The organism is Rhodococcus sp. BP-160 (assembly GCF_019836205.1).
Taxonomy (GTDB): domain Bacteria; phylum Actinomycetota; class Actinomycetes; order Mycobacteriales; family Mycobacteriaceae; genus Rhodococcoides.
On record NZ_JABUEK010000001.1, the window covers coordinates 435670 to 456114 of the forward strand.

Here is a 20445-nt window from a genome sequence, read left to right on the forward strand (position 1 = left end):
CACACGGTAGAACGGTACGAGCGAGGCCGCACGGCATTCGTGCACACGCTGCGGACGAGGAGGACCGATCGATGGCCGAGGATCCAGGACGCGTCGAGAAGGCGTTGGTGTCGATCCTCGACAACGGGAGCCGACTGCAAGGCCCCGCCGTCGAGAAGTACGTCTGGCGAATTCGCCGCGCGCATCCCACCGAGTCGCCGGCGCAGATCATCGGTCGCCTGGAGAAGACGTTCCTGAACGCCGTGACGGGAAGCGGCGGGGCTGCCGGGGCCACCGCCGCGGTGCCCGGCATCGGCACCGTCGCGTCGGTCGCTGCCGTCGGCACCGAGACGGCCTTCTTCGTCGAGGCCTCCGCACTGCTCACCCTGTCGGTGGCCGCTGTCCACGGCATCGCCGTGCACGACCACGAACAGCGGCGTGCGCTGGTGCTGGCGGTCGCTCTCGGTGAGTCCGGCCGGGAGATCGTCGGCAGGACACTGGGCCGCGGCAACGTCGGCCGCGTGCTCACCGCCGGGATCCCCGGCGCGAACCTCGGCAGTCTGAACAAGCGGCTCGTCCGCAAGTTCGTCGCCAAGTACGCCGCGAAGCGAGGGGCGGTCATGCTCGGCACGCTGCTGCCCGCGGGCATCGGAGCCGTCATCGGCGGAGCCGGCAACCGCGCCTTGGGCAAAGGCGTCGTCACCAATGCACGGGACGCCTTCGGGCCGCCGCCGGCGCGGTGGCAGGACGCACCGGGCGTCGTCGAGCCGGACGCCTGACGCGTGCACGTCACCACCGAGACGAGCCCCGGACACGCGCTCGAGGCGCGTGACCTCACCAAGACGTACGGAACCGCGGTCGCCGCCGCGCGGATCGGGTTCGTCGTACCGCGCGGATCGGTGACCGGGTTGTTCGGACCCGTCGGTTCCGGCACGTCGACCACGCTGCGAATGCTCCTCGGGCTCGTACAGCCCGACGAGGGTGCGGCGCTGGTGGAGGGCCTGCCGTACGCGGCACTCGTCGAGCCGGGCCGCGCCGTCGGTGCCGTGCTCGGCGGCGGCGGCGCGCACCCCCGCCGCACGGCGCGCGCACACCTGCGCACTCTCGCGCCCGTCCTCGGTGTCGCCGACTCCCGTGTGGAGGAGGTGCTCGCACTCGTCGGTCTGCACGACGTCGCCGGTCGCCGCGTCGGCGAGTTCTCTCTCGGGATGCGGCAGCGCCTCGCGCTCGCGGCGGCACTGCTCGGCACACCTCGCATCCTCGTGCTGGACGAGCCGACCGACGGTCTCGACCCCGGCGGCATCGTGTGGCTCCGCGACTTCCTGCGCGGATTCGCTCGTGCGGGCGGCTCCGTTCTGGTGTCCGGCCACGTCGTTCGCGAGCTCGAGGCGGTCGTCGACCACGTCGTGATCCTCGACCGCGGCTCGGTCGTCTTCCACGGCAGTATCGGTGAGCTCCGCGGTACCCGTCCCGCCCGAATTCTGGTGCACAGTTCGAACCCCGCCGCCCTGGCACTGGGCCTCGCCGCGTCCGGCCACACCGACGCCGTGCTGGGTCCCGACGGCCGACTCGTGGTCACCGGTGTCGGCGAGGCCGTGATCCGGTCGACGGCGCACGCGTCCGGGGTGACCGTCCACGGAACCGTGGTGTCCGCCGTGGACCTCGAGCAGATCTACCTGTCCCTCACGACCCCAGTCGGTCCGCATCCAGCCCTCACCGGAGCTCGGCGATGAGCCCCACGGCAGGCGGTCTGCTCCGAGCGGAGATCCGCCGGGTCGGATCGTTGCGGTCGTGGTGGGCACTGGGTCTACCGCCCGTGCTGATCGGCGGATTCGCCAGCGCCGTGTACGCCGCCATCGCGTCGTCGGACGCGCTCACCGGCGTCGACGACGCCAATCGCGTCGCCGCTCTCATCGGGTTGTACGTCACCGTGGGCGTGTCGGTGCTGTTCGCCGCCGTGTTCGGCGCGGTGCACGCCGCGACCGACCTGCGCCACGGCGCCGCGTCCACGACCTTCCTCGCCGCGCCGCGTCGCGGTCAGGTGGTGGCCGCCAGGATTCTCGTCTCGGCCGCCGTCGGTGCCGCGTACGCCGTGGTGTCCGTCCTCGTCAGCGTGGCGTCGCTCGCACTGTTCGGGGGCAACACAGTGGTGGACGACGGACTGGTGATCGCGGTCTGTCTTCTCGGCATCGTCGTCTCCGCGCTGTGGTGTGTCCTCGGCTGCGGGCTCGGGCTGCTCACCGGCTCCCCTGCCATCGCGGCGATCGTCGTGGTCGCGTGGATACCGATCGGAGAGCTCGTCGTGATCGCGGTGCTCAGCGGCATCGGCGCGGAGGCGGTCGCCGCCCTGCTCCCCGGAGCCACCACCGTCGCGATCATGGCAGCGGACAAGGGGACGGACGGCGACATGCTGCTTCCGTTCTCCGCTGCCGTCATCGGACTGCTGCTGTGGACCATCGGCATCGCCGGAGCCGGGTGGCTGCGCACCACTCGCCGAGACGTGACGTGAGCACTCCCGATTCGCGAGGGTGGATCCGCAGGCTGGCGTCGGACTGCTTCGCTCATCGCCGCGTCGCGGTGGGCGCACTCGCGGTGACCTTCGTGGCCGCTGCCATCGACATCATGTTCCCCCTCCTCACCCGCGCCGCCGTCGACGGCGCGTCGGCCAGCCGCACCGACCACATCGCCACCATCGCCGCGGCCATCGCCGGACTGGCCGTCGTCCGCTTCGCGTGCCAGTTCGGGCGGCGCCTCCTCGCCGGCGCCCTGTCCATCGACGTGCAACACGGACTGCGCCAACGCCTGCTCGCGTCGCTGCACCGCCTCGACGGCGAGCGGCAGGACGAGGTGCAGGTCGGTCAGGTGGTGTCGCGCTCGATCACCGACCTGCAGCTGGTGCAGGGTCTGCTCGCCATGGTCCCGTTGTCGGCGGGCGCCCTGCTGCAGTTCGTCCTGGCTCTCGGCGTGATGGCGTACCTGTCGCCGCTGCTCACCCTGGTGGCGCTCGCCGTCGTACCGGCCATCAGCGTGCTGGTCGTCCGCATGCGCCCCACGCTGTACGCGGCCACCTGGTCGGCCCAGCAGCAGGCCGCGGAACTGGCCGGGCACGTGGAGGAGACGGTCACCGGTGTGCGCGTGGTCAAAGGCTTCGGCCAGGAATCGCGTGCCGTGGACACGCTGGAGCGCATCGGCCGGCGGCTGTACGCCGAGCGCCTGCGCGCCGCCGTCGTGAACTCCCGATTCGCCCCTGGCATGGCGGCGCTGCCGCAGCTCGGTCTGGTGGGTGTGGTGGCCCTGGGTGGGTGGTTGGCTCTGTCCGGTTCCATCACCGTCGGCACGTTCCTGGCCTTCGCGAGTTACGTCGCCACGATGGCCGCCGTGACCCGGACACTCACGTCCGTCGTGGTCATGGCCCAGCTGTCCCGTGCCGCGGTCGAACGGGTGTACGGCGTCATCGACACCCGGCCGGCGCACGAGGAACCCGAGAATCCGGTACCGATCCCGGACGGACCGCTGGGGCTGCGTCTGCGCGACGTCCGATTCGGTTTCGACCCCGACGCCCCCGTGCTCGACGGACTGGACCTCACGGTCGCGCCGGGCGAGACGGTGGCGGTGGTGGGCCCCTCCGGCAGCGGCAAGTCGACCCTGTCCATGCTGCTGCCGCGGTTCTACCGACCGTCGTCGGGCAGCATCGTGCTCACGTCCGAGAACGGCGACGTCGACATCGCCGACCTGTCCGCCGACGACCTCCGCGCGGCGGTGTCGGTCGCGTTCGACGATCCGTTCCTGTTCTCCTCCAGCGTCGCGCGCAACATCGCCCTCGGTGCCCCCGACGCGTCGGAGGCGAGTGTCCGCGACGCGGCCACGCGCGCCATGGCCGACGACTTCGTCCGCGACCTGTCCGACGGTTACGACACCACGGTGGGTGAGCGCGGGCTCTCGCTGTCCGGTGGCCAACGCCAACGCATCGCGCTCGCGCGGGTCCTGCTGTCCTCCCCGCGCGTCCTGGTCCTCGACGACGCCACCTCGGCCGTCGATGCCCGCACGGAGGCAGCGATCTTCGACCGGCTGCGTTCCGGTCCACGCCGGACGACGGTGGTGCTCGCGCACCGTAGGTCGACGCTCGCGCTGGCCGATCGCGTCGCCGTCCTGGACCGGGGGCGCATCGTCGACATCGGTACCGAGGCCGAACTCGACGAGCGTTGCCCCCTGTTCCGCGCGCTGATGTCCGGCGCAGGCGAGAAGTCCGAGCCGGCGCAGGACGACGTGTCCGCCGACTCGCTGTGGCCGGACGACGGCGACTCCACCGAGTTCGCGTCCTCACCCGCCTCCCGCGCGAGCGCGGACGGCGCGGCTGCCGGCGGCCCTCCCGGTCCGGGCGGTCACATGGCGTCGTCACTCGGCGGCGCCGTGCCCACCGAGGCCATGACCGAGATCCTGACCCGACTCGCCCCGGCCGACGAGGACCCGCGCGTCGACACCGCGACGGCTCGGCGGGACGAGTCGACGTTCACCCTGCGGCGCACCCTCGCCCCCGTCGCCGGACTGCTCGCGGTGGTCATGGTCTGCCTGGCGTTCGACTCGGCCGTCACCATCGCCTTCCCGTCGATCGTGCGGTTCGCCGTCGACCACGGTGTCGCCGAGAGGTCCACCGGAATCCTCGCGGCGGTGTCGGGAATCGCGCTGGCGCTGGTGATCGTCGACTGGCTCGTGGTCCGCACCATGACGGTGGTGACCGCGCGGGCCGGTGAGCGCGTGCTCTTCGGGCTCCGCGTCCGCAGCTACGCACACCTGCAGCGTCTCGGCCTCGACTACTACGAGCGAGAACTGTCCGGCCGGATCATGACCCGCATGACGACCGACGTGGACGCGTTGTCGGCGTTCATGCAGACGGGTCTCTCGACGGCCGTCGTCAGCCTCCTGACGATCGTCGGCGTGTCGGCCGCCTTGATCCTCACCGACGGCGTCCTCGCCGCGGTGGCCCTGTCGGTCGTCCCGATCCTGGTGGTGGCGACGCTGGTGTTCCGTCGCATCTCCGCTCGCGCGTACTCGACGTCACGCGAGCGCATCTCGGCCGTCAACGCGGAGTTCCAGGAGAACGTCACCGGACTACGGGTCACGCAGGCGTACCGGCATCAGCCGGCTGCGGCACGCTCGTTCCTCGCCCGCTCCGAGTCGTACCGCCGCAGCCGGATGCGGTCGCAACGGGCCATCTCGGTGTTCTTCCCGTTCATCGCGTTCCTGTCGGACCTCGCCCTCGCCGCCGTGGTCCTCGTCGGTGCGTACCGCGTGGCCGACGGGCGCACCTCGGCCGGCGCCCTCGTCGCCTTCGTGCTGTACCTGGGTCTGCTCTTCGGCCCCATCCAACAGTTGTCCCAGGTGTTCGACGGCTATCAGCAGGCGTCCGTGGGTCTCACTCGCATCGGTGACCTGTTGCGCACCCGCAGCTCGATCGAGCAGACCGGGTCGTCGACACCGGTCTCGGTCCCACCGCGACTGCGCGGCGACATCGTGCTGAAGGACGTCACCTTCCGCTACGCCGGGGCTCCGCGGGATGCGCTGACGTCGGTCGACCTGCACGTTCCGGCGGGATCGACGGTGGCACTGGTGGGTCGCACCGGCGCCGGCAAGTCGACCATCGTGAAGTTGATGGCGCGGTTCTACGACCCGACCACCGGGGACGTCGTCGTGGACGACGTGCCCGTGCGGTCGTACCCGCTCGGCGACTACCGCCGACGTCTGGGAGTCGTTCCGCAGGAGGCGCATCTCTTCAGCGGCACCATCGCCTCCAACATCGCTTTCGGGCGTCCGGACGCGACGCGCGCCGACATCGAGAGCGCGGCCCGCGCCGTGGGGGCACTGCCCGCCATCGCCGCGCTCCCCCTCGGCATGGCGACGCCCGTCGGAGAACGTGGCCGCGGCCTCGCGGCGGGAACCCGGCAGTTACTGGCGCTGGCGCGCGCCGAGCTGGTCGATCCCGACATCCTGTTGCTCGACGAGGCGACGGCGACCCTGGACCCGGCGACGGAACGAGCCGTCCTGGACGCCGGCCGCACCGTGACCACCCGTCGGACATCGGTGATCGTGGCGCACCGCCTCGCGACCGCCGCGCGGGCCGATCTCATCGTGGTGGTCGACGACGGGCGCATCGTGGAGAGCGGAACCCACGAGAACCTGGTGCGCTCGGACGGTTTCTACGCCGAACTCTGGGAAACCACCGAGGGCCGTACCACGGCTGCGAGTGGCGCGGGTCACGCACCCGGCGACGGCACGACCACGCCACACACCGGTGAAGCCGATCACAAGGGTGATCCGGACACACGGCCGCGGACCGAAAGGTCTAACCTTGATCGTGCCGTGCGCTGAGCGAGAACGAAGAAGGAAACGAGGCGAACACCTGCCGTGAGCAGCAGCTCTACAACACAGTTCGGACAGAATCAGTGGTTGGTCGACGAAATGTACCAGCGTTTCAAGACCGATCCGTCGTCGGTCGACGAGAGCTGGCACGAGTTCCTCGCCGACTACACGCCCGAGCAGAACGGTAGCGGCGATCCCGCCACCGACACCGAGACCACCACAGCCGCACCCGCTTCCGCGAAGGCAGCTGCGCCGAAGGCGGAGAAGCCTGCTGCGCCGAAGGCGGAGAAGCCTGCCGCGCCGAAGGCCGACAAGCCGGCCGCCGCGAAGACCGACAAGCCGGCACCGAAGGCGGAGACCAAGCCCGTGACCACAGCTGCCCCCGCGAAGTCGACCGCCGCCGCCGGTCCGGCCGAGAAGAAGTCCGCGGCCGTGCCGCCCGCACAGCCGGAGTCGGACGCGCCGAAGGAGGACACGACCAAGGTGCTCCGCGGCGCCTCGGCCGCGGTCGCCAAGAACATGGCCGCCTCGTTGCAGATCCCGACGGCCACCAGCGTGCGCGCCATCCCCGCGAAGCTGATGATCGACAACCGTCTCGTGATCAACAACCACCTCGCGCGCACCCGCGGTGGCAAGATCTCGTTCACTCACCTGCTCGGCTACGCCATCGTGCAGGCGGTCAAGTCGTTCCCCAACATGAACCGGCACTTCGCCGAGATCGACGGCAAGCCCAACGCGGTCACCCCCGCGCACACCAACCTCGGCCTCGCCATCGACCTGCCGGGCAAGGACGGTTCGCGGTCACTCGTCGTCGCCGCGATCAAGGGGTGCGAGGAGTTCACGTTCAACCAGTTCCACACTGCCTACGAGGACATCGTCCGTCGTGCGCGCGACGGCAAGCTCACCGCCGCCGACTTCAGCGGCGTCACGATCTCGCTGACCAACCCGGGCACCATCGGCACCGTGCACTCGGTTCCACGTCTGATGAACGGCCAGGGCACCATCATCGGCGCCGGCGCCATGGAGTACCCCGCAGAGTTCCAGGGCTCCAGCGAGGAGCGCATCGCCGAGATGGGCGTCGGCAAGCTGATGACGCTCACCTCGACGTACGACCACCGCCTCATCCAGGGTGCGGAGTCGGGCGACTTCCTTCGCACGATCCACAACCTGCTGATCAGCGACGAGTTCTACGACCAGATCTTTCACGGTCTGGCCATCCCGTACGAGCCGATCCGCTGGCGTCGTGACCTGCCCACCGGCGGCGTCGACAAGAACACGCGCGTCCTCGAGCTCATCGCGGCCTACCGGAACCGTGGCCACCTCATGGCCGACACGGATCCGTTGATGTTCACCAAGGACAAGTTCCGGATGCACCCGGACCTCGACGTGATCAGCCACGACCTGACGTTGTGGGACCTCGACCGCGAGTTCCAGGTCGGCGGCTTCCACGGCCAGGACAAGATGAAGCTGCGCGACGTGCTCAGCGTGCTGCGCGACTCCTACTGCCGGCACGCCGCCATCGAGTACACGCACATCCTCGAGACCGACCAGGTGGCGTGGCTCCAGGAGCGCGTCGAGGCCAAGCACGTCAAGCCGACGGTCGCTCAGCAGAAGTACATTCTGAGCAAGCTCAACGCGGCCGAGGCGTTCGAGACGTTCCTGCAGACGAAGTACGTCGGACAGAAGCGCTTCTCGCTCGAGGGCGCGGAGTCCGTCATCCCGATGATGGACTCGGTCATCGACCAGTCCGCCGAGCACGCCCTCGACGAGGTCGTCATCGGCATGCCGCACCGTGGACGCCTGAACGTGCTCGCCAACATCGTCGGCAAGCCGTACTCGAAGATCTTCACCGAGTTCGAGGGCAACATGAACCCGGCCGCCGCACACGGGTCGGGCGACGTGAAGTACCACCTCGGTGCCGAGGGCAACTACATCCAGATGTTCGGCGAGAACGACATCAAGGTGTCGCTCACGGCCAACCCCTCGCACCTCGAGGCGGTCGACCCGGTCCTCGAGGGCCTGGTCCGCGCCAAGCAGGACATGCTGAACAAGGGCGACTCGTCCGACGGCTTCTCCGTCCTGCCGCTCATGCTGCACGGCGACGCGGCCTTTGCGGGCCAGGGCGTGGTGGCGGAGACGCTGAACCTCGCGCTGCTGCGCGGGTACCGCACCGGCGGCACCGTGCACATCGTCGTCAACAACCAGGTCGGCTTCACGACGGCGCCGGAGCACTCGCGCTCCAGCGAGTACTGCACCGACGTCGCGAAGATGATCGGCGCACCGATCTTCCACGTGAACGGCGACGACCCGGAGGCGTGCGCCTGGGTGGCTCGACTGGCGGTCGACTTCCGTCAGAAGTTCCACAAGGACGTCGTCATCGACATGATCTGCTACCGCCGTCGCGGCCACAACGAGGGTGACGATCCCTCGATGACGCAGCCGGCGATGTACGACGTGATCGACACCAAGCGCAGCGTCCGCAAGAGCTACACCGAGTCGCTCATCGGTCGTGGCGACATCAGCCTCAAGGAGGCCGAGGACGCACTCCGCGACTACCAGGGCCAGCTCGAACGCGTCTTCAACGAGGTGCGCGAACTCGAGAAGTACACCCCGGAGCCGAGCGAGTCCGTCGAGCTCGACCAGCAGCTGCCCGCCAAGCTCACCACCGCGGTGGACAAGTCGGTTCTGCACCGCATCGGCGACGCGTTCGTCAACGTCCCGGACGGTTTCACCGTGCACCCGCGCGTGCAGCCCGTCCTCGACAAGCGTCGCGAGATGGCTTACGAGGGCAAGGTCGACTGGGCGTTCGGCGAGCTGCTCGCACTCGGCACGCTGATCGACGAGGGCAAGCTCGTGCGCATGTCCGGCCAGGACACCCGTCGCGGCACGTTCACGCAGCGGCACTCGGTCATCATCGATCGCAAGACCGGTGAGGAGTACACGCCGCTGCACAACCTCGGCAGCGACGATCCGGGCAAGTTCCTGGTCTACGACTCCGCGCTGAGCGAGTACGCGGCGGTCGGCTTCGAGTACGGCTACTCCGTGGGCAACCCGGACGCGCTGGTGCTGTGGGAGGCGCAGTTCGGCGACTTCGTCAACGGTGCCCAGTCCATCATCGACGAGTTCATCTCGTCCGGTGAGGCCAAGTGGGGTCAGCTCTCCGACGTCGTGCTGCTGCTGCCGCACGGCCACGAGGGCCAGGGCCCCGACCACACCTCGGGACGCATCGAGCGGTTCCTGCAGCTGTGCGCCGAGGGATCGATGACGGTCGCGGTGCCGTCCACGCCGGCGAACTACTTCCACCTGCTGCGTCGTCACGCACGTGACGGCATCCAGCGGCCCCTGGTCGTGTTCACCCCGAAGTCGATGCTGCGCAACAAGGCTGCGGTCAGCAACATCGAGGACTTCACCGACGGCAAGTTCCACTCCGTCTTCGACGAGCCCACCTACGACTCGGGCGACGGTGACCGCAAGAAGGTCGAGCGGGTGCTCATGGTCAGCGGCAAGCTGTACTACGAGCTGCTCGCCTTCAAGCAGAAGAACAAGCGGGACGACGTCGCCATCGTGCGGGTCGAGCAGCTTTACCCGATTCCGAGCCGCCGCATCGCGGAGGCGCTGGACGGCTACCCCAATGCCACCGAGTACCGGTGGGTCCAGGAGGAGCCGGCCAACCAGGGTGCGTGGCCGACGTTCGGTCTCGCGTTCCCGGAGCTGCTGCCCGAGCGTCTGTCCGGCATCAAGCGCGTCTCGCGGCGTCCGATGTCCGCACCGTCGTCGGGTTCGAGCAAGGTCCACGCGGTCGAGCAGGCCGAGATCATCGACACGGCCTTCAACGGGTGATCGTTCACCTGTGACGCTGCCACTGAGCCGGGTCGAGTTCACTCCACGGAGGGGATTCGACCCGGCTTCGTGGTATCTGCAGGTACCCGTGGTCGCCGAGATCGTGCGCACCGGGCTCGACTTCGACAGTCCCGTGACCGTGATCGTCGGGGAGAACGGAACCGGGAAGTCGACGCTGATGGAGGCGCTGGCCGCGTGCTGGGCCTTCGGTCTCGGTGCGGCCGACGCGATGTGGTCACCCGGCGGCGGGGCGCAGGACACCGACCTGCACAAGCACCTGACGTGCCACGGTGCCCGACCGCGGCCGCAGGGCGGGTGTTTCCTGCGCGCCGAGACGATGCACGGATTGTTCGAGTCCGCGGACGCACGGCGAGTCCGCGACACCGACGTCGTCTACAACGCGCTGTCCCACGGACAGTCGTTTCTGCGCTATGTCGCGGATCGCCCTGTCGCAGTCGGACTCTGGTTGATGGACGAGCCCGAGGCGGCCTTGTCGTTCCAGTCGTGTCTGGCGTTGATCTCGGTGATGAAGGAACTGGTCGAGGAGGGCTCACAGATCGTGATGGCGACGCACTCGCCGGTGCTCGCCGCCATGCCGGGTGCACGCCTGCTCGAACTCGGCGAGGACGGTCTGTCGTCCACGACGTGGGAGGAGGCGCAGGTCGTCCGGGACTGGTCGGCGTTCTTCGACGCCCCCGACCGGTTCCTGCGCCACCTCTGACACGCCTAGGCGGTCGGGGCCTCCGGCAACGTGACGACCTGGCCGGCGAACGACAGGCCGGCACCGAAACCGAGCAGCAGGGCGGTGTCGCCCTTCTTCGCCTTGCCGGTGCGCAGCACCTCCTCCACCGCGAGCGGGATCGAGGCGGCCGAGGTGTTGCCGGCCTCGGCGATGTCGTGTGCCACCGGGATGTCCTCGGCGAGCTCGAGGCTCTTCGCCAGCAGATCGGTGATGCGGGAGTTCGCCTGGTGCGGCACGAAGACGTCCAGCTCGGAGGCCTTGACGCCCGCCTTGTCGAGGGCCTCGCGTGCCACCTTGGCCATCTCGAACGCCGCCCAGCGGAAGACCGCGATACCGGTCATCGCGATCCACGGACGATCGGCGTTCGGATCCTCCTTCAGGTCCGCGAAGTACTGCAACCAGTCCTTGTCCTGCTTGATGGCGTCGGCCTGCGAGCCGTCCGAACCCCAGACGACCGGTCCGATGCCGGGCTCCTCGGTGCGGCCGACGACCATGGCGCCGGCACCGTCGCCGAAGATCATGCGCGTGCCGCGATCGTCGGGTCGCGTCGTGACGCTCAGGTGCTCGGTGCCGATGACCAACACCTTGTCCGACGTGCCCGCGCGGACCATGTCCGAGGCGAGTGCGAGGCCGTAGCAGAAGCCCGCGCAGCCCGCGCCGAGGTCGAAGGCGCCGGGGCCACCGGTGCCGAGTGCGTCCGCGATGATCGACGCGGCGGGCGGTGTGAGCAGCAGGTGAGTGGACGTCGCGATGATGACGCAGCCGATCTCGGCGGCATCCACGCCGGAGTTCTCGAGGGCGCGGCGTCCGGCCTCGATCGACATGGAGACCACGTTCTCGTTCTCCCCGGCGAAACGGCGGGACTCGATGCCCGTACGGGTACGGATCCACTCGTCGCTCGAGTCGATGGTCTTGCAGATCTCCTCGTTGGTGACGACACGCTCGGGCCGGTAAGCCCCGATACCCAGGATTCCCGAGTGTCGCGTCTCGGTCGGGATACTGATCTGCGCGCCCATCGAAGGCCGTCCTCTCGTGCTGCCGACCGCCGCTCGTGCGCCGGTGTACGCCCTCACGTTACTGGTGCGGACCCGTCGATCGAAGGGGGTGTCGCTCGAGGTGTCATCCCGCGTCGGCACTCGCCCACGACAACTCGGTCGTGTCCGCCGTCGGCAGCGCCACGGCAGGCAGCGCGTGCACCAGCAGTTCGATCAGCTCGTCCCGGCTGAGGTCCTCCTGGTTCAGCCAGGTGATGGTGACCTCCTCGCAGAACGCCACCCAGCCGCGGATGGCCAGCGCGATCCGCGGGGTGCGCTCGACACCGAGCAGCGGGAGCTGCGACACCGTCCGTTCGACCATGACGTCGCGGGTGCGCTCGAAGACGGCCCGCATGTCGGGATCCCCGCTCGCGGTGCCGCGCAGCAGCGAGACGTAGCTGGAGCGGTGCTCGGTGACGTAGTCGACGTAGGACGCGAGTGCCACGGCGAGCGTCGTCAACGGGTCGAGCCCGACGGGCGGCTCGGTGGCGTCGAGCATCTGTCGGCTGGTGTGCTCGACGATCGCGACGTGGAAGTCGTGCTTGGACGAGAAATAGTGGAAGAGCAGCCCACGCGACACGCCCGCCTGGTCGGCGATGTCCTCGACCGAGATGGCGTCCAGCGTGCGCTCCGAGAGCATCTCGACCCCCAGGTCGATGAGCTGGGCCCGCCGCTGTTCCGGACTGAGCCGCGTTCGCTTCACGCTGTCCATGCGCTCCATACTACTGAACGTTCGTCAGTAACTGTTGACCTGCGCTCAATAAGGACCTAGTCTGGGTTCATGAGTCTTCCAGTTACAGATACCGACGCTGTCGCTGCACGCTACGTCGACACCATCATCATCGGCAGCGGTTTCGCAGGACTGGGCGCCGCGATCAAGCTGAGCCAGCAGGGAAGCACCGATTTCCTGGTCCTCGAGCGCGGCAGCGACGTCGGTGGCACGTGGCGCGACAACACCTACCCCGGTGCCGCCTGCGACGTGCCCTCGCACCTCTACTCGTACTCGTTCGCGCTGAATCCGGACTGGACCCGCTCGTTCTCCCGTCAGCCGGAGATTCAGAAGTACATCGAGAGCGTCGCGCGGCAGTACCGCGTGTACGACCGCCACGTCTTCGACTGCCACGTCGAGTCGGCCCGCTGGAACACCGCCACCTCGCAGTGGGACATCGTGACCACCCGGGGGAACTTCACGGCCAAGAAGGTCGTGTCCGCCGTCGGCGCCCTGTGCGAGCCGAACCTCCCGGACATCGCCGGCATCACCGATTTCCAGGGCGAGATCTTCCACTCGGCCCGCTGGAACCACGACGCGAGCCTCGAGGGCAAGCGCGTCGCCGTCATCGGTACCGGCGCCTCCGCGATCCAGATCGTCCCGGCCATCGCGCCGACGGTCGCCCATCTCGACGTCTACCAGCGCACCGCCCCGTGGGTCCTCCCGCGCTTCGACCGCGAGTACACCCGCATCGAGAAGCTGGCGTTCAAGTACCTCCCCGGCTACCAGCGTCTCTCACGCACCGGCATCTACGCCGCACGTGAGACCCAGGTCGTCGGCCTCACCCGCGTCCCCAAGCTCATGAAGGCGTTCGAGTTCATCGCGCGCCGACAGATCGCGAAGGGCATCCGCGACACCGAGCTGCGCCGCAAGGTGACGCCGAACTTCCGCATCGGCTGCAAGCGCATGCTGATCTCCAACAACTACTACCCGGCACTGGATCGACCGAACGTCGACCTGGTGACCGACGGTATCCGTGAGGTGCGGGCGCACTCCATCGTGACGGCCGACGGAACCGAGCGTGAGATCGACGCCCTGGTGGTCGCCACCGGATTCCACGTGACCGACTCCCCCACCTTCCAGGGCATCTTCGGCAAGGACGGCCGCTCGCTCGCCGAGGTCTTCGACGAGCGCGGACAGCAGGGATACAAGGGCGCCACGGTCGCGGGCTTCCCCAACCTGTTCTTCCTGGTCGGACCCAACACGGGCTTGGGGCACACCTCGATGGTGTTCATGATCGAGTCGCAGCTGAACTACGTGATCGACGCGCTCAACACGATCGACAAGCACGATCTCGGTGTCGTCGAGGTGCGCCGCGAGGTGCAGGACGAGTTCAACGCCGACCTGCAGACCAAGCTGAACAAGACGGTGTGGCTCAACGGCGGGTGCGCGAGCTGGTACCTCGACAAGCACGGCAACAACACGACGCTGTGGCCGGACTTCACCTTCGAGTTCCGCCGCATCACCCGCAACTTCGACCTCGAGGCATACGACGCCCTCGCGGCCGGCGACGTCACGAGGCCTGTGAGCGCCGTCGACGGCACCCCCACCCCTGCGACGACCGACAACGACGACGAGAAGGCGATCTCCCGATGAGCGAGTTCCGTGGACGAGTGGCCGTGGTGACCGGAGCCGGATCGGGGATCGGCCGTGCGCTGGCTCTCGAACTGGCTTCGCGCGGAGCACGACTCGCGCTGTCCGACGTCGACTCGGTCGGCCTGGCCGCCACCGTGGCGGCCGTGGAGCAGCGCGGCGGAGAGGTCCGCAGCGACCACCTCGACGTCAGCGAACGCGGCAGCGTGCTCGACTACGCGGAGATCGTGCGTCGGCACTTCGGTGTGGTGAACCAGATCTACAACAACGCCGGCATCGCTTTCCACGGCGACGTCGAGAAGACCGAGTTCAAGGATCTCGAGCGCGTGATCGACGTCGACTTCTGGGGCGTCGTCAACGGTACGAAGGCATTCCTCCCGCATCTCGTCGAGTCGGGAGACGGTCACGTGGTCAACGTGTCCAGCCTGTTCGGCCTCCTGTCGATCCCGTCCCAGTCCGCGTACAACGCAGCCAAGTTCGCCGTGCGCGGCTTCACCGAGGCGTTGCGCCAGGAGATGCTGATCGCCCGCCACCCGGTGCACGTCACGTGTGTCCACCCGGGCGGCATCAAGACGGCGATCGCCCGCAACGCGACCGTCGCCGAGGGCCAGGACCAGAAGTCGGTGGCCGAGTTCTTCGACCGTCGCCTCGCGAAGACCACCCCGGAGCAGGCCGCCCTGGTGATCCTGCGCGGAGTGGAGAAGAACAAGGCCCGCGTGCTCATCGGCAACGACGCCCGCGCGCTCGACGCCCTCGCCCGCATCACGGGATCGCGGTACCAGGACATCATCGTCAGGCTGTCCTCGCGCGTCCTGCCGCGGACGACCACCCAGCGGTAGGGCTGACGGTAGGTTCGGGCGATGCGACCGATGACTCTGCCGTTGCCTGTGGTGTCGCGGGTTCTGAAGCCCGTGTTCCGGGTGATTCTGAACCCGCGCCTCCCGGTTCCGGTGCAGCGCACACTGCTCGAGGTAGCGGCCCGGTCCCTACCGCTGCCGGAGGGCACGGTGATCCGCAGCGAGACCGTGGGCGGTGTCCCGGTCGAACGGGTCACCGTCGGTGCCACCGTCCGCCGCACCGCCGTGTTGTATCTGCACGGCGGTGCGTACACGCTGGGGTCGCCGCTGACGCACCGCGTCGTCACGTCGTCGCTCGCCCGCGACACTGGCGCCGTCGTGGTGGCGGCGCACTACCGTCTGGCTCCGGAGCATCCCTGCCCGGCCGCGCTCGAGGACGCACTGGCCGTGTTCGAGGGGCTGGTCGCCGACGGTGTCGCGGCCGATCACATTGCCGTGGTCGGTGATTCGGCCGGCGGCGGTCTGGCCGCGGCGACGACACAGGCGCTCGTCGACCGTGGCACACCACCGTCCTGCGTCGCGATGATCTCCCCGTGGGCCGATCCGGCGGACCAGGACTTCCCGGCGCCGCGCGACTTCCTGCTCGACGCTCGCTGGTTGCGGAACTCGGCGCGGCAGTATCTGGGCGACGGCGACCCGACCGATCCGCGCTACGCCCCCGTGCGTGGCACGTTGACCGGCTTCCCCTCGACGTTGATCCAATACTCCGCCGACGAGATCCTGCGGCCCCAGATCCTTCGCTTCGTCGACGCATTGACCGAGGCCGGTGTCTCCGTGCGGTGCACCGAACTCACGGATCTGTGGCACGTCGCCCACCTGCAGGCCACCCTGCTGGCCGAGGCGGCGACAGCGGTCCGGGAGATCGGCGCCTTCGTCCGCGACGCGACCGCCCACTCAGAACGACTGCGTCCCTAGCCAACTCGCGGCGACCGCGCCCGGATCCTCGCCGCCGCGGACACGGTCGACCATCTCCGCGAGATCCGCAGTGGTGAGTTCGCCGGCGATGATCTGCAGCGGACGGTCCAGTGTCTCGTCCACGGAGCCCTTGCGGACGAGGGGGACGAGGACGTCGGCGGTGAGGCCGTCTCGATCGTCGGCGAGCACCACGTCGGTCGCATCGACCACGGCGACCCGGTCCGTGGCCCGGACGATCGTCACCTCGGTGGGGCCGTTAGGAGCGAACGCACAGTCGTAACTCTCGGCGAGGGCCCGTGTCACCGCGGACGCATCGACGGCCGGGTCGACGGCGGCGGACAGGCGGGAACACTGCGGAGACAGAGCCGACAGAGTGGCTTCGGGGAGAGCCGATCCCGCGGCCGCGGTGACGGACACCGTCGGCCCGTTCTCGGCGAGACCCTGGTCGGTGACCGCCAGCCACTCCGGCAGTGCACGCGCCAGATCGGCGTAGACGTCCTCCGGCGCCCGCGCGGCGGACGACGGATCCAGTTGCGCCAGAAACGATCCGGTGAAGCCGGGGACGAGCGCGACCGAGGCGTCGTCGAGGCCGGCGAGCGCGCCGGGGAGACCGTCGACCGTGTCCACCCGAGCGGCCGCTCCCCCGCGTGACAGCGCGTCGGCGTACAGGTGCGCCAGCACCGTCTGCACCGGAGTTCCGGTGTCGGCGACCACCAGCGGCTGCGAGCGCGTCGTCCCCTCGGGGCCGCCGGTACTCGAACACCCGGCCACCACCGAGGCCGCGAGCAGCGCCGCGACGGCCGACCTGCAGACCTGCATCGACCATCCTCTCGAACCCGGTACCGGCGTTCCGGCGCCGAAAGCGGGCCGGTGTCGGGGCCTATCGTTACACTCGAACAGTGAACACGACACGTCGCACCACCTCACGTTCCGTGCGCGTCGCCGCCACCGCTCTGGTGGCCGCTGCAGCACTCACCCTGTCCGCCTGCGGCGGCGACTCCGATCCACTGAGCAGCGGCGGTGAGGGTGGTAGCGGAGGCGATCCGAACACCATCGTCGTCGGTTCCGCGAACTTCACCGAGTCCGAGATCATCGCCAACATCTACGCCGACGCGTTGAAGGCCAACGGCTTCGACGCCAGCACACGCCTGTCCATCGGCAGCCGTGAGGCCTACATCCCGGCCGTGCGCGACGGCTCCATCGACCTCATCCCGGACTACACCGGAAACCTGTTGCTGTACTTGGACCCCGAGGCCACGGCCACGGCGCCCGACGAGGTGAACACCGCCCTCACGGCGGCACTGAGCGACGATCTCCTGGCATCCACGCCGGCCCCCGGCGAGGACAAGGACGCCGTCGTCGTCACGCGGGACACCGCGACGCGCTGGAACCTGACCAACATCGCCGATCTCGCGCCGTACGCGGGTGAGGTCAAGTTCGGTGGGCCGCCCGAGTTCGCCGAGCGTCCCGTCGGCCTGCCCGGCCTGCGCGACAAGTACGGCGTCGACATCCCGGCCGCCAACTTCGTCCCGATCTCCGACGGCGGCGGCCCGGCCACCGTGGCCGCCCTCGCTGCGGGGGACATCACCGCGGCGAACCTGTTCACCACCACGCCCGCGATCGTCGAGAACGACTTCGTGGCACTGGGCGACCCGGACAACAACTTCCCGGCGCAGAACGTGGTCCCGGTCTACAACTCGTCGAAGAAGTCGGACAAGCTCACCGCCGTCCTGGACGCCGTGTCGGCCAAGCTCACGACGGTCGAGTTGCTGGCGCTGAACCAGGAGGTGTCGGGCGACGCGAAGACCGAGCCCGCCGCCGCCGCGAACGCCTGGGTCGTCGAGCAGGGTCTGGACAAGCCGGTCTCGTGATCTCGTTCGAGGGAGTCACCAAGCAGTACCCGGACGGAACGCTCGCGGTCGACTCTCTCGATCTCCGGATCGAGGACCGGTCGTTCACCGTCTTCGTCGGCCCGTCGGGCTGCGGCAAGACGACCTCGATGCGGATGATCAACCGGATGATCGAGCCCACGTCGGGCACGATCAGCGTCGATGGTCGAGACATCTCAACCGTCGACGCCGTCAAGCTTCGGCTGGGCATCGGTTACGTCATCCAGAGCGCCGGCCTGCTGCCTCACCGCACCGTCGTCGACAACGTCGCCACCGTTCCGGTGCTGACGGGTCGTTCACGCAAGGAGGCCCGTCGCGACGCGATGGAGGTCCTCGAGCGCGTCGGCCTCGATCTGTCGCTGGCCACCCGGTACCCCGCTCAGCTGTCGGGCGGCCAGCAGCAGCGCGTCGGGGTCGCGCGTGCCCTGGCGGCAGATCCTCCGATCCTGCTGATGGACGAGCCGTTCAGCGCCGTCGATCCGGTGGTGCGCGAAGACCTGCAGACCGAGATGCTCAGGCTGCAGGCCGATCTGAAGAAGACCATCGTCTTCGTCACGCACGACATCGACGAGGCCATCAAACTCGGCGATCGCATCGCCGTGTTCGGCACCGGCGGAACGTTGCAGCAGTACGACACCCCGGACGTGGTGCTGTCGGCTCCCGCGACCGACTTCGTCGCGTCCTTCGTCGGTCGGGACCGCGGCTACCGTGGACTGTCGTTCCGCCACGGTGACGGGGTGTCCCTGCATCCCATCACGACGGCGTCGGAACAGGACGCGGCGTCGATCCGTCTCGACCAGGGCCAGTGGCTTCTCGTCGTCTCCGCCGAGGGCCGTCCGCGAGGCTGGATGGACGTCACCGGCCTCGAGGCGCTCAAGTCCGGCGCCAGCATCGCGGACAGCACCTCCGCGGGCGGTTCGCTGTACCCGCCGTCGGGCGATCTGCGACAGGCGCTGGACGCGGCCATCTCGTCGCCGTCCGGCGTCGGCGTGGCGGTCGACGCGAACGGCGCCGTCCTCGGCGGTATCGACGCCACCGAGGTGGTGGCGTTGCTGGCGGACCAGCGTCGAGCCGAGGACCGCGAGCGCGGCCGCCAGTACTTCGAGAAGCCCTGATGCGCTGGCTGATCGACAACATCGACATCGTCCTCGAGCTGACGCGGACCCACCTGTACCTGTCGCTGGTGCCGCTGCTCGTCGGACTGGTCGTCGCGGTGCCCGTGGGCGCGGCCGTGCGCACGGTGGGCTGGCTGCGGCGCCTGACCCTGGTGGTGGCGAGCGTCGCGTTCACGATCCCCTCGCTCGCACTGTTCGTCACCATCCCGCTCATCGCGGGACTGCGTGTCCTCGATCCGTTGAACGTGGTCATCGCGCTCACGGTGTACTCCACGGCGCTGCTCGTCCGCGCAGTGCCCGAGGCACTCGACTCGGTGTCCCCCGCCGTCGTCGACGCGGCCACCGCGGTCGGCTTCGGACGGTTCCGCCGCGCCGCGACCGTCGAACTGCCGCTGGCACTTCCCGTGCTCGTCGCGAACGTCCGCGTCGTCGCGGTCACCAACATCTCGATGGTGTCGGTCGGGTCGGTCATCGGCATCGGTGGTCTGGGGCAGCTCTTCACCCAGGGCTACCAGCGCGACTACCCCGACCAGATCCTGGCGGGCATCATCGCGATCGTCGTGTTGGCCCTGGTCTTCGACGCGCTGCTGTTCCTGCTCGGGCGTGCGTTGACGCCGTGGACCCGCGCCGGTGTGCCCTCGACGCGCCGGCGACGAGTGACGGGGGCCCGCGCATGAGCATCTTCTCCGACGCGATCGGCTACATCCTCGACGGCGCCAACTGGTCCGGCGGCACCGGCATCGCGACGCGTCTCACCGAGCACGTCTGGTACAGCTTTCTCGCCGTGCTGTTCTCCGTCGTCGTGGCGGTTCCGCTGGGACTGCTGATCGGGCACCTGCGCCGCGGCGAGGTGGCCCTGGTCGGCCTGGTGAACAGTCTGCGCTCGCTGCCGACGCTCGGCGTGCTGACGTTCCTCGTCCTGCTGCTCGGGCTGGGCCTGGTGCCACCACTGATCGCCCTCGTGCTCCTGGGCATTCCGCCGATCCTCGCCGGGACGTATGCGGGTGTGGCCAATGTCGACGCCACCGTCGTGGACGCGGCACGGGCGATGGGCATGACCGAACGCCAGGTGCTGCTGCGGGTGGAGATTCCCAACGCGCTGCCGCTGCTGCTCGGGGGCATCCGCAACGCCACCCTGCAGGTCATCGCCACCGCCACCGTCGCCGCCTTCGTCAACCTGGGCGGCTTCGGGCGGTACATCTTCGACGGTCTGGCGCTCTACAGCTACGACCGAGTGGTGGTCGGCGCGATCCTGGTGGCCGTGCTGGCTCTCGTGGCGGACGGCCTGCTGGCCCTCGCCGTGTGGGTCTCGGCGCCCGGGACGGGGCGGCTGCGCCGCGCGCCCCGTCTCTGAG

Annotated in this window: 16 protein-coding genes; 13 read left to right on the top strand and 3 right to left on the bottom strand. The window is 69.1% G+C overall.

The window, feature by feature from the left end:
• Nucleotides 1-71 precede the first annotated feature (71 nt).
• From HQ306_RS01965 to HQ306_RS01990, 6 genes are read left to right on the top strand one after another with little or no spacing between them, the layout of a single operon-like run.
• A complete protein-coding gene (locus HQ306_RS01965) occupies nt 72-758 on the top strand; it encodes a hypothetical protein (protein ID WP_056442559.1) in 687 nt (228 codons plus the stop codon).
• 3 nt (nt 759-761) lie between these two features.
• Complete coding sequence (locus HQ306_RS01970) at nt 762-1712, top strand: ATP-binding cassette domain-containing protein (RefSeq protein ID WP_222627359.1); 951 nt, start codon at nt 762-764, stop codon at nt 1710-1712.
• Nucleotides 1709-2488 carry a hypothetical protein gene (locus HQ306_RS01975; protein ID WP_222627361.1) on the top strand — a complete coding sequence of 260 codons (780 nt, stop codon included), beginning with the start codon at nt 1709-1711 and terminating at the stop codon, nt 2486-2488. The genes HQ306_RS01970 and HQ306_RS01975 overlap by 4 nt, the downstream gene beginning before the upstream one ends.
• On the top strand, nt 2485-6345 hold the full coding sequence (locus tag HQ306_RS01980) for an ABC transporter ATP-binding protein (RefSeq protein ID WP_308115387.1): 3861 nt from the start codon (nt 2485-2487) through the stop codon (nt 6343-6345). The genes HQ306_RS01975 and HQ306_RS01980 overlap by 4 nt, the downstream gene beginning before the upstream one ends.
• 36 nt (nt 6346-6381) lie before the next feature.
• A complete protein-coding gene (locus tag HQ306_RS01985; protein ID WP_222627365.1) occupies nt 6382-10176 on the top strand; it encodes a multifunctional oxoglutarate decarboxylase/oxoglutarate dehydrogenase thiamine pyrophosphate-binding subunit/dihydrolipoyllysine-residue succinyltransferase subunit in 3795 nt (1264 codons plus the stop codon).
• Nucleotides 10177-10186: 10 nt separating this feature from the next.
• The gene (locus HQ306_RS01990; RefSeq protein ID WP_307806153.1) at nt 10187-10897 is read left to right on the top strand and encodes an AAA family ATPase; all 711 of its coding nucleotides are present in this window, start codon (nt 10187-10189) and stop codon (nt 10895-10897) included.
• 5 nt (nt 10898-10902) lie between these two features.
• On the opposite strand, the gene HQ306_RS01995 is transcribed toward HQ306_RS01990, so the two are convergent.
• Nucleotides 10903-11934, bottom strand: coding sequence for a beta-ketoacyl-ACP synthase III (locus HQ306_RS01995; protein ID WP_027503832.1), 1032 nt, complete (start codon nt 11932-11934; stop codon nt 10903-10905).
• A 103-nt stretch (nt 11935-12037) separates the two neighbouring features.
• Entirely contained in the window at nt 12038-12664 is a 627-nt protein-coding gene (locus HQ306_RS02000) for a TetR/AcrR family transcriptional regulator (protein WP_027503833.1), read from the bottom strand.
• A gap of 69 nt (nt 12665-12733) precedes the next feature.
• Here HQ306_RS02000 and HQ306_RS02005 point away from each other — a divergent pair, with 69 nt between their 5' ends.
• The 3 genes from HQ306_RS02005 to HQ306_RS02015 are packed head-to-tail and all read left to right on the top strand — an operon-like array spanning nt 12734 to nt 16086.
• Complete coding sequence (locus HQ306_RS02005) at nt 12734-14317, top strand: NAD(P)/FAD-dependent oxidoreductase (protein ID WP_027503834.1); 1584 nt, start codon at nt 12734-12736, stop codon at nt 14315-14317.
• Nucleotides 14314-15153 (top strand): SDR family oxidoreductase, encoded by an 840-nt coding sequence (locus tag HQ306_RS02010; protein WP_222627367.1) that lies wholly within the window; start codon nt 14314-14316, stop codon nt 15151-15153. The genes HQ306_RS02005 and HQ306_RS02010 overlap by 4 nt, the downstream gene beginning before the upstream one ends.
• Nucleotides 15154-15174: 21 nt before the next feature.
• Nucleotides 15175-16086 (top strand): alpha/beta hydrolase, encoded by a 912-nt coding sequence (locus HQ306_RS02015; protein ID WP_222627369.1) that lies wholly within the window; start codon nt 15175-15177, stop codon nt 16084-16086.
• On the opposite strand, the gene HQ306_RS02020 is transcribed toward HQ306_RS02015, so the two are convergent.
• The gene (locus HQ306_RS02020) at nt 16066-16905 is read right to left on the bottom strand and encodes a glycine betaine ABC transporter substrate-binding protein (protein WP_222627371.1); all 840 of its coding nucleotides are present in this window, start codon (nt 16903-16905) and stop codon (nt 16066-16068) included. The two genes, HQ306_RS02015 and HQ306_RS02020, sit on opposite strands and share 21 nt — an antisense overlap.
• Before the next feature lie 80 nt (nt 16906-16985).
• Here HQ306_RS02020 and HQ306_RS02025 point away from each other — a divergent pair, with 80 nt between their 5' ends.
• Genes HQ306_RS02025 through HQ306_RS02040 form a run of 4 tightly spaced genes read left to right on the top strand, consistent with a single transcriptional unit; the run spans nt 16986 to nt 20444 of the window.
• Nucleotides 16986-17957, top strand: coding sequence for an ABC transporter substrate-binding protein (locus HQ306_RS02025; RefSeq protein WP_027503838.1), 972 nt, complete (start codon nt 16986-16988; stop codon nt 17955-17957).
• Nucleotides 17954-19090 (top strand): ABC transporter ATP-binding protein, encoded by a 1137-nt coding sequence (locus HQ306_RS02030; protein WP_027503839.1) that lies wholly within the window; start codon nt 17954-17956, stop codon nt 19088-19090. The genes HQ306_RS02025 and HQ306_RS02030 overlap by 4 nt, the downstream gene beginning before the upstream one ends.
• Nucleotides 19090-19767, top strand: coding sequence for an ABC transporter permease (locus tag HQ306_RS02035; RefSeq protein WP_027503840.1), 678 nt, complete (start codon nt 19090-19092; stop codon nt 19765-19767). The genes HQ306_RS02030 and HQ306_RS02035 overlap by 1 nt, the downstream gene beginning before the upstream one ends.
• The gene (locus tag HQ306_RS02040) at nt 19764-20444 is read left to right on the top strand and encodes an ABC transporter permease (protein ID WP_027503841.1); all 681 of its coding nucleotides are present in this window, start codon (nt 19764-19766) and stop codon (nt 20442-20444) included. The genes HQ306_RS02035 and HQ306_RS02040 overlap by 4 nt, the downstream gene beginning before the upstream one ends.
• Nucleotide 20445 lies beyond the last annotated feature (1 nt).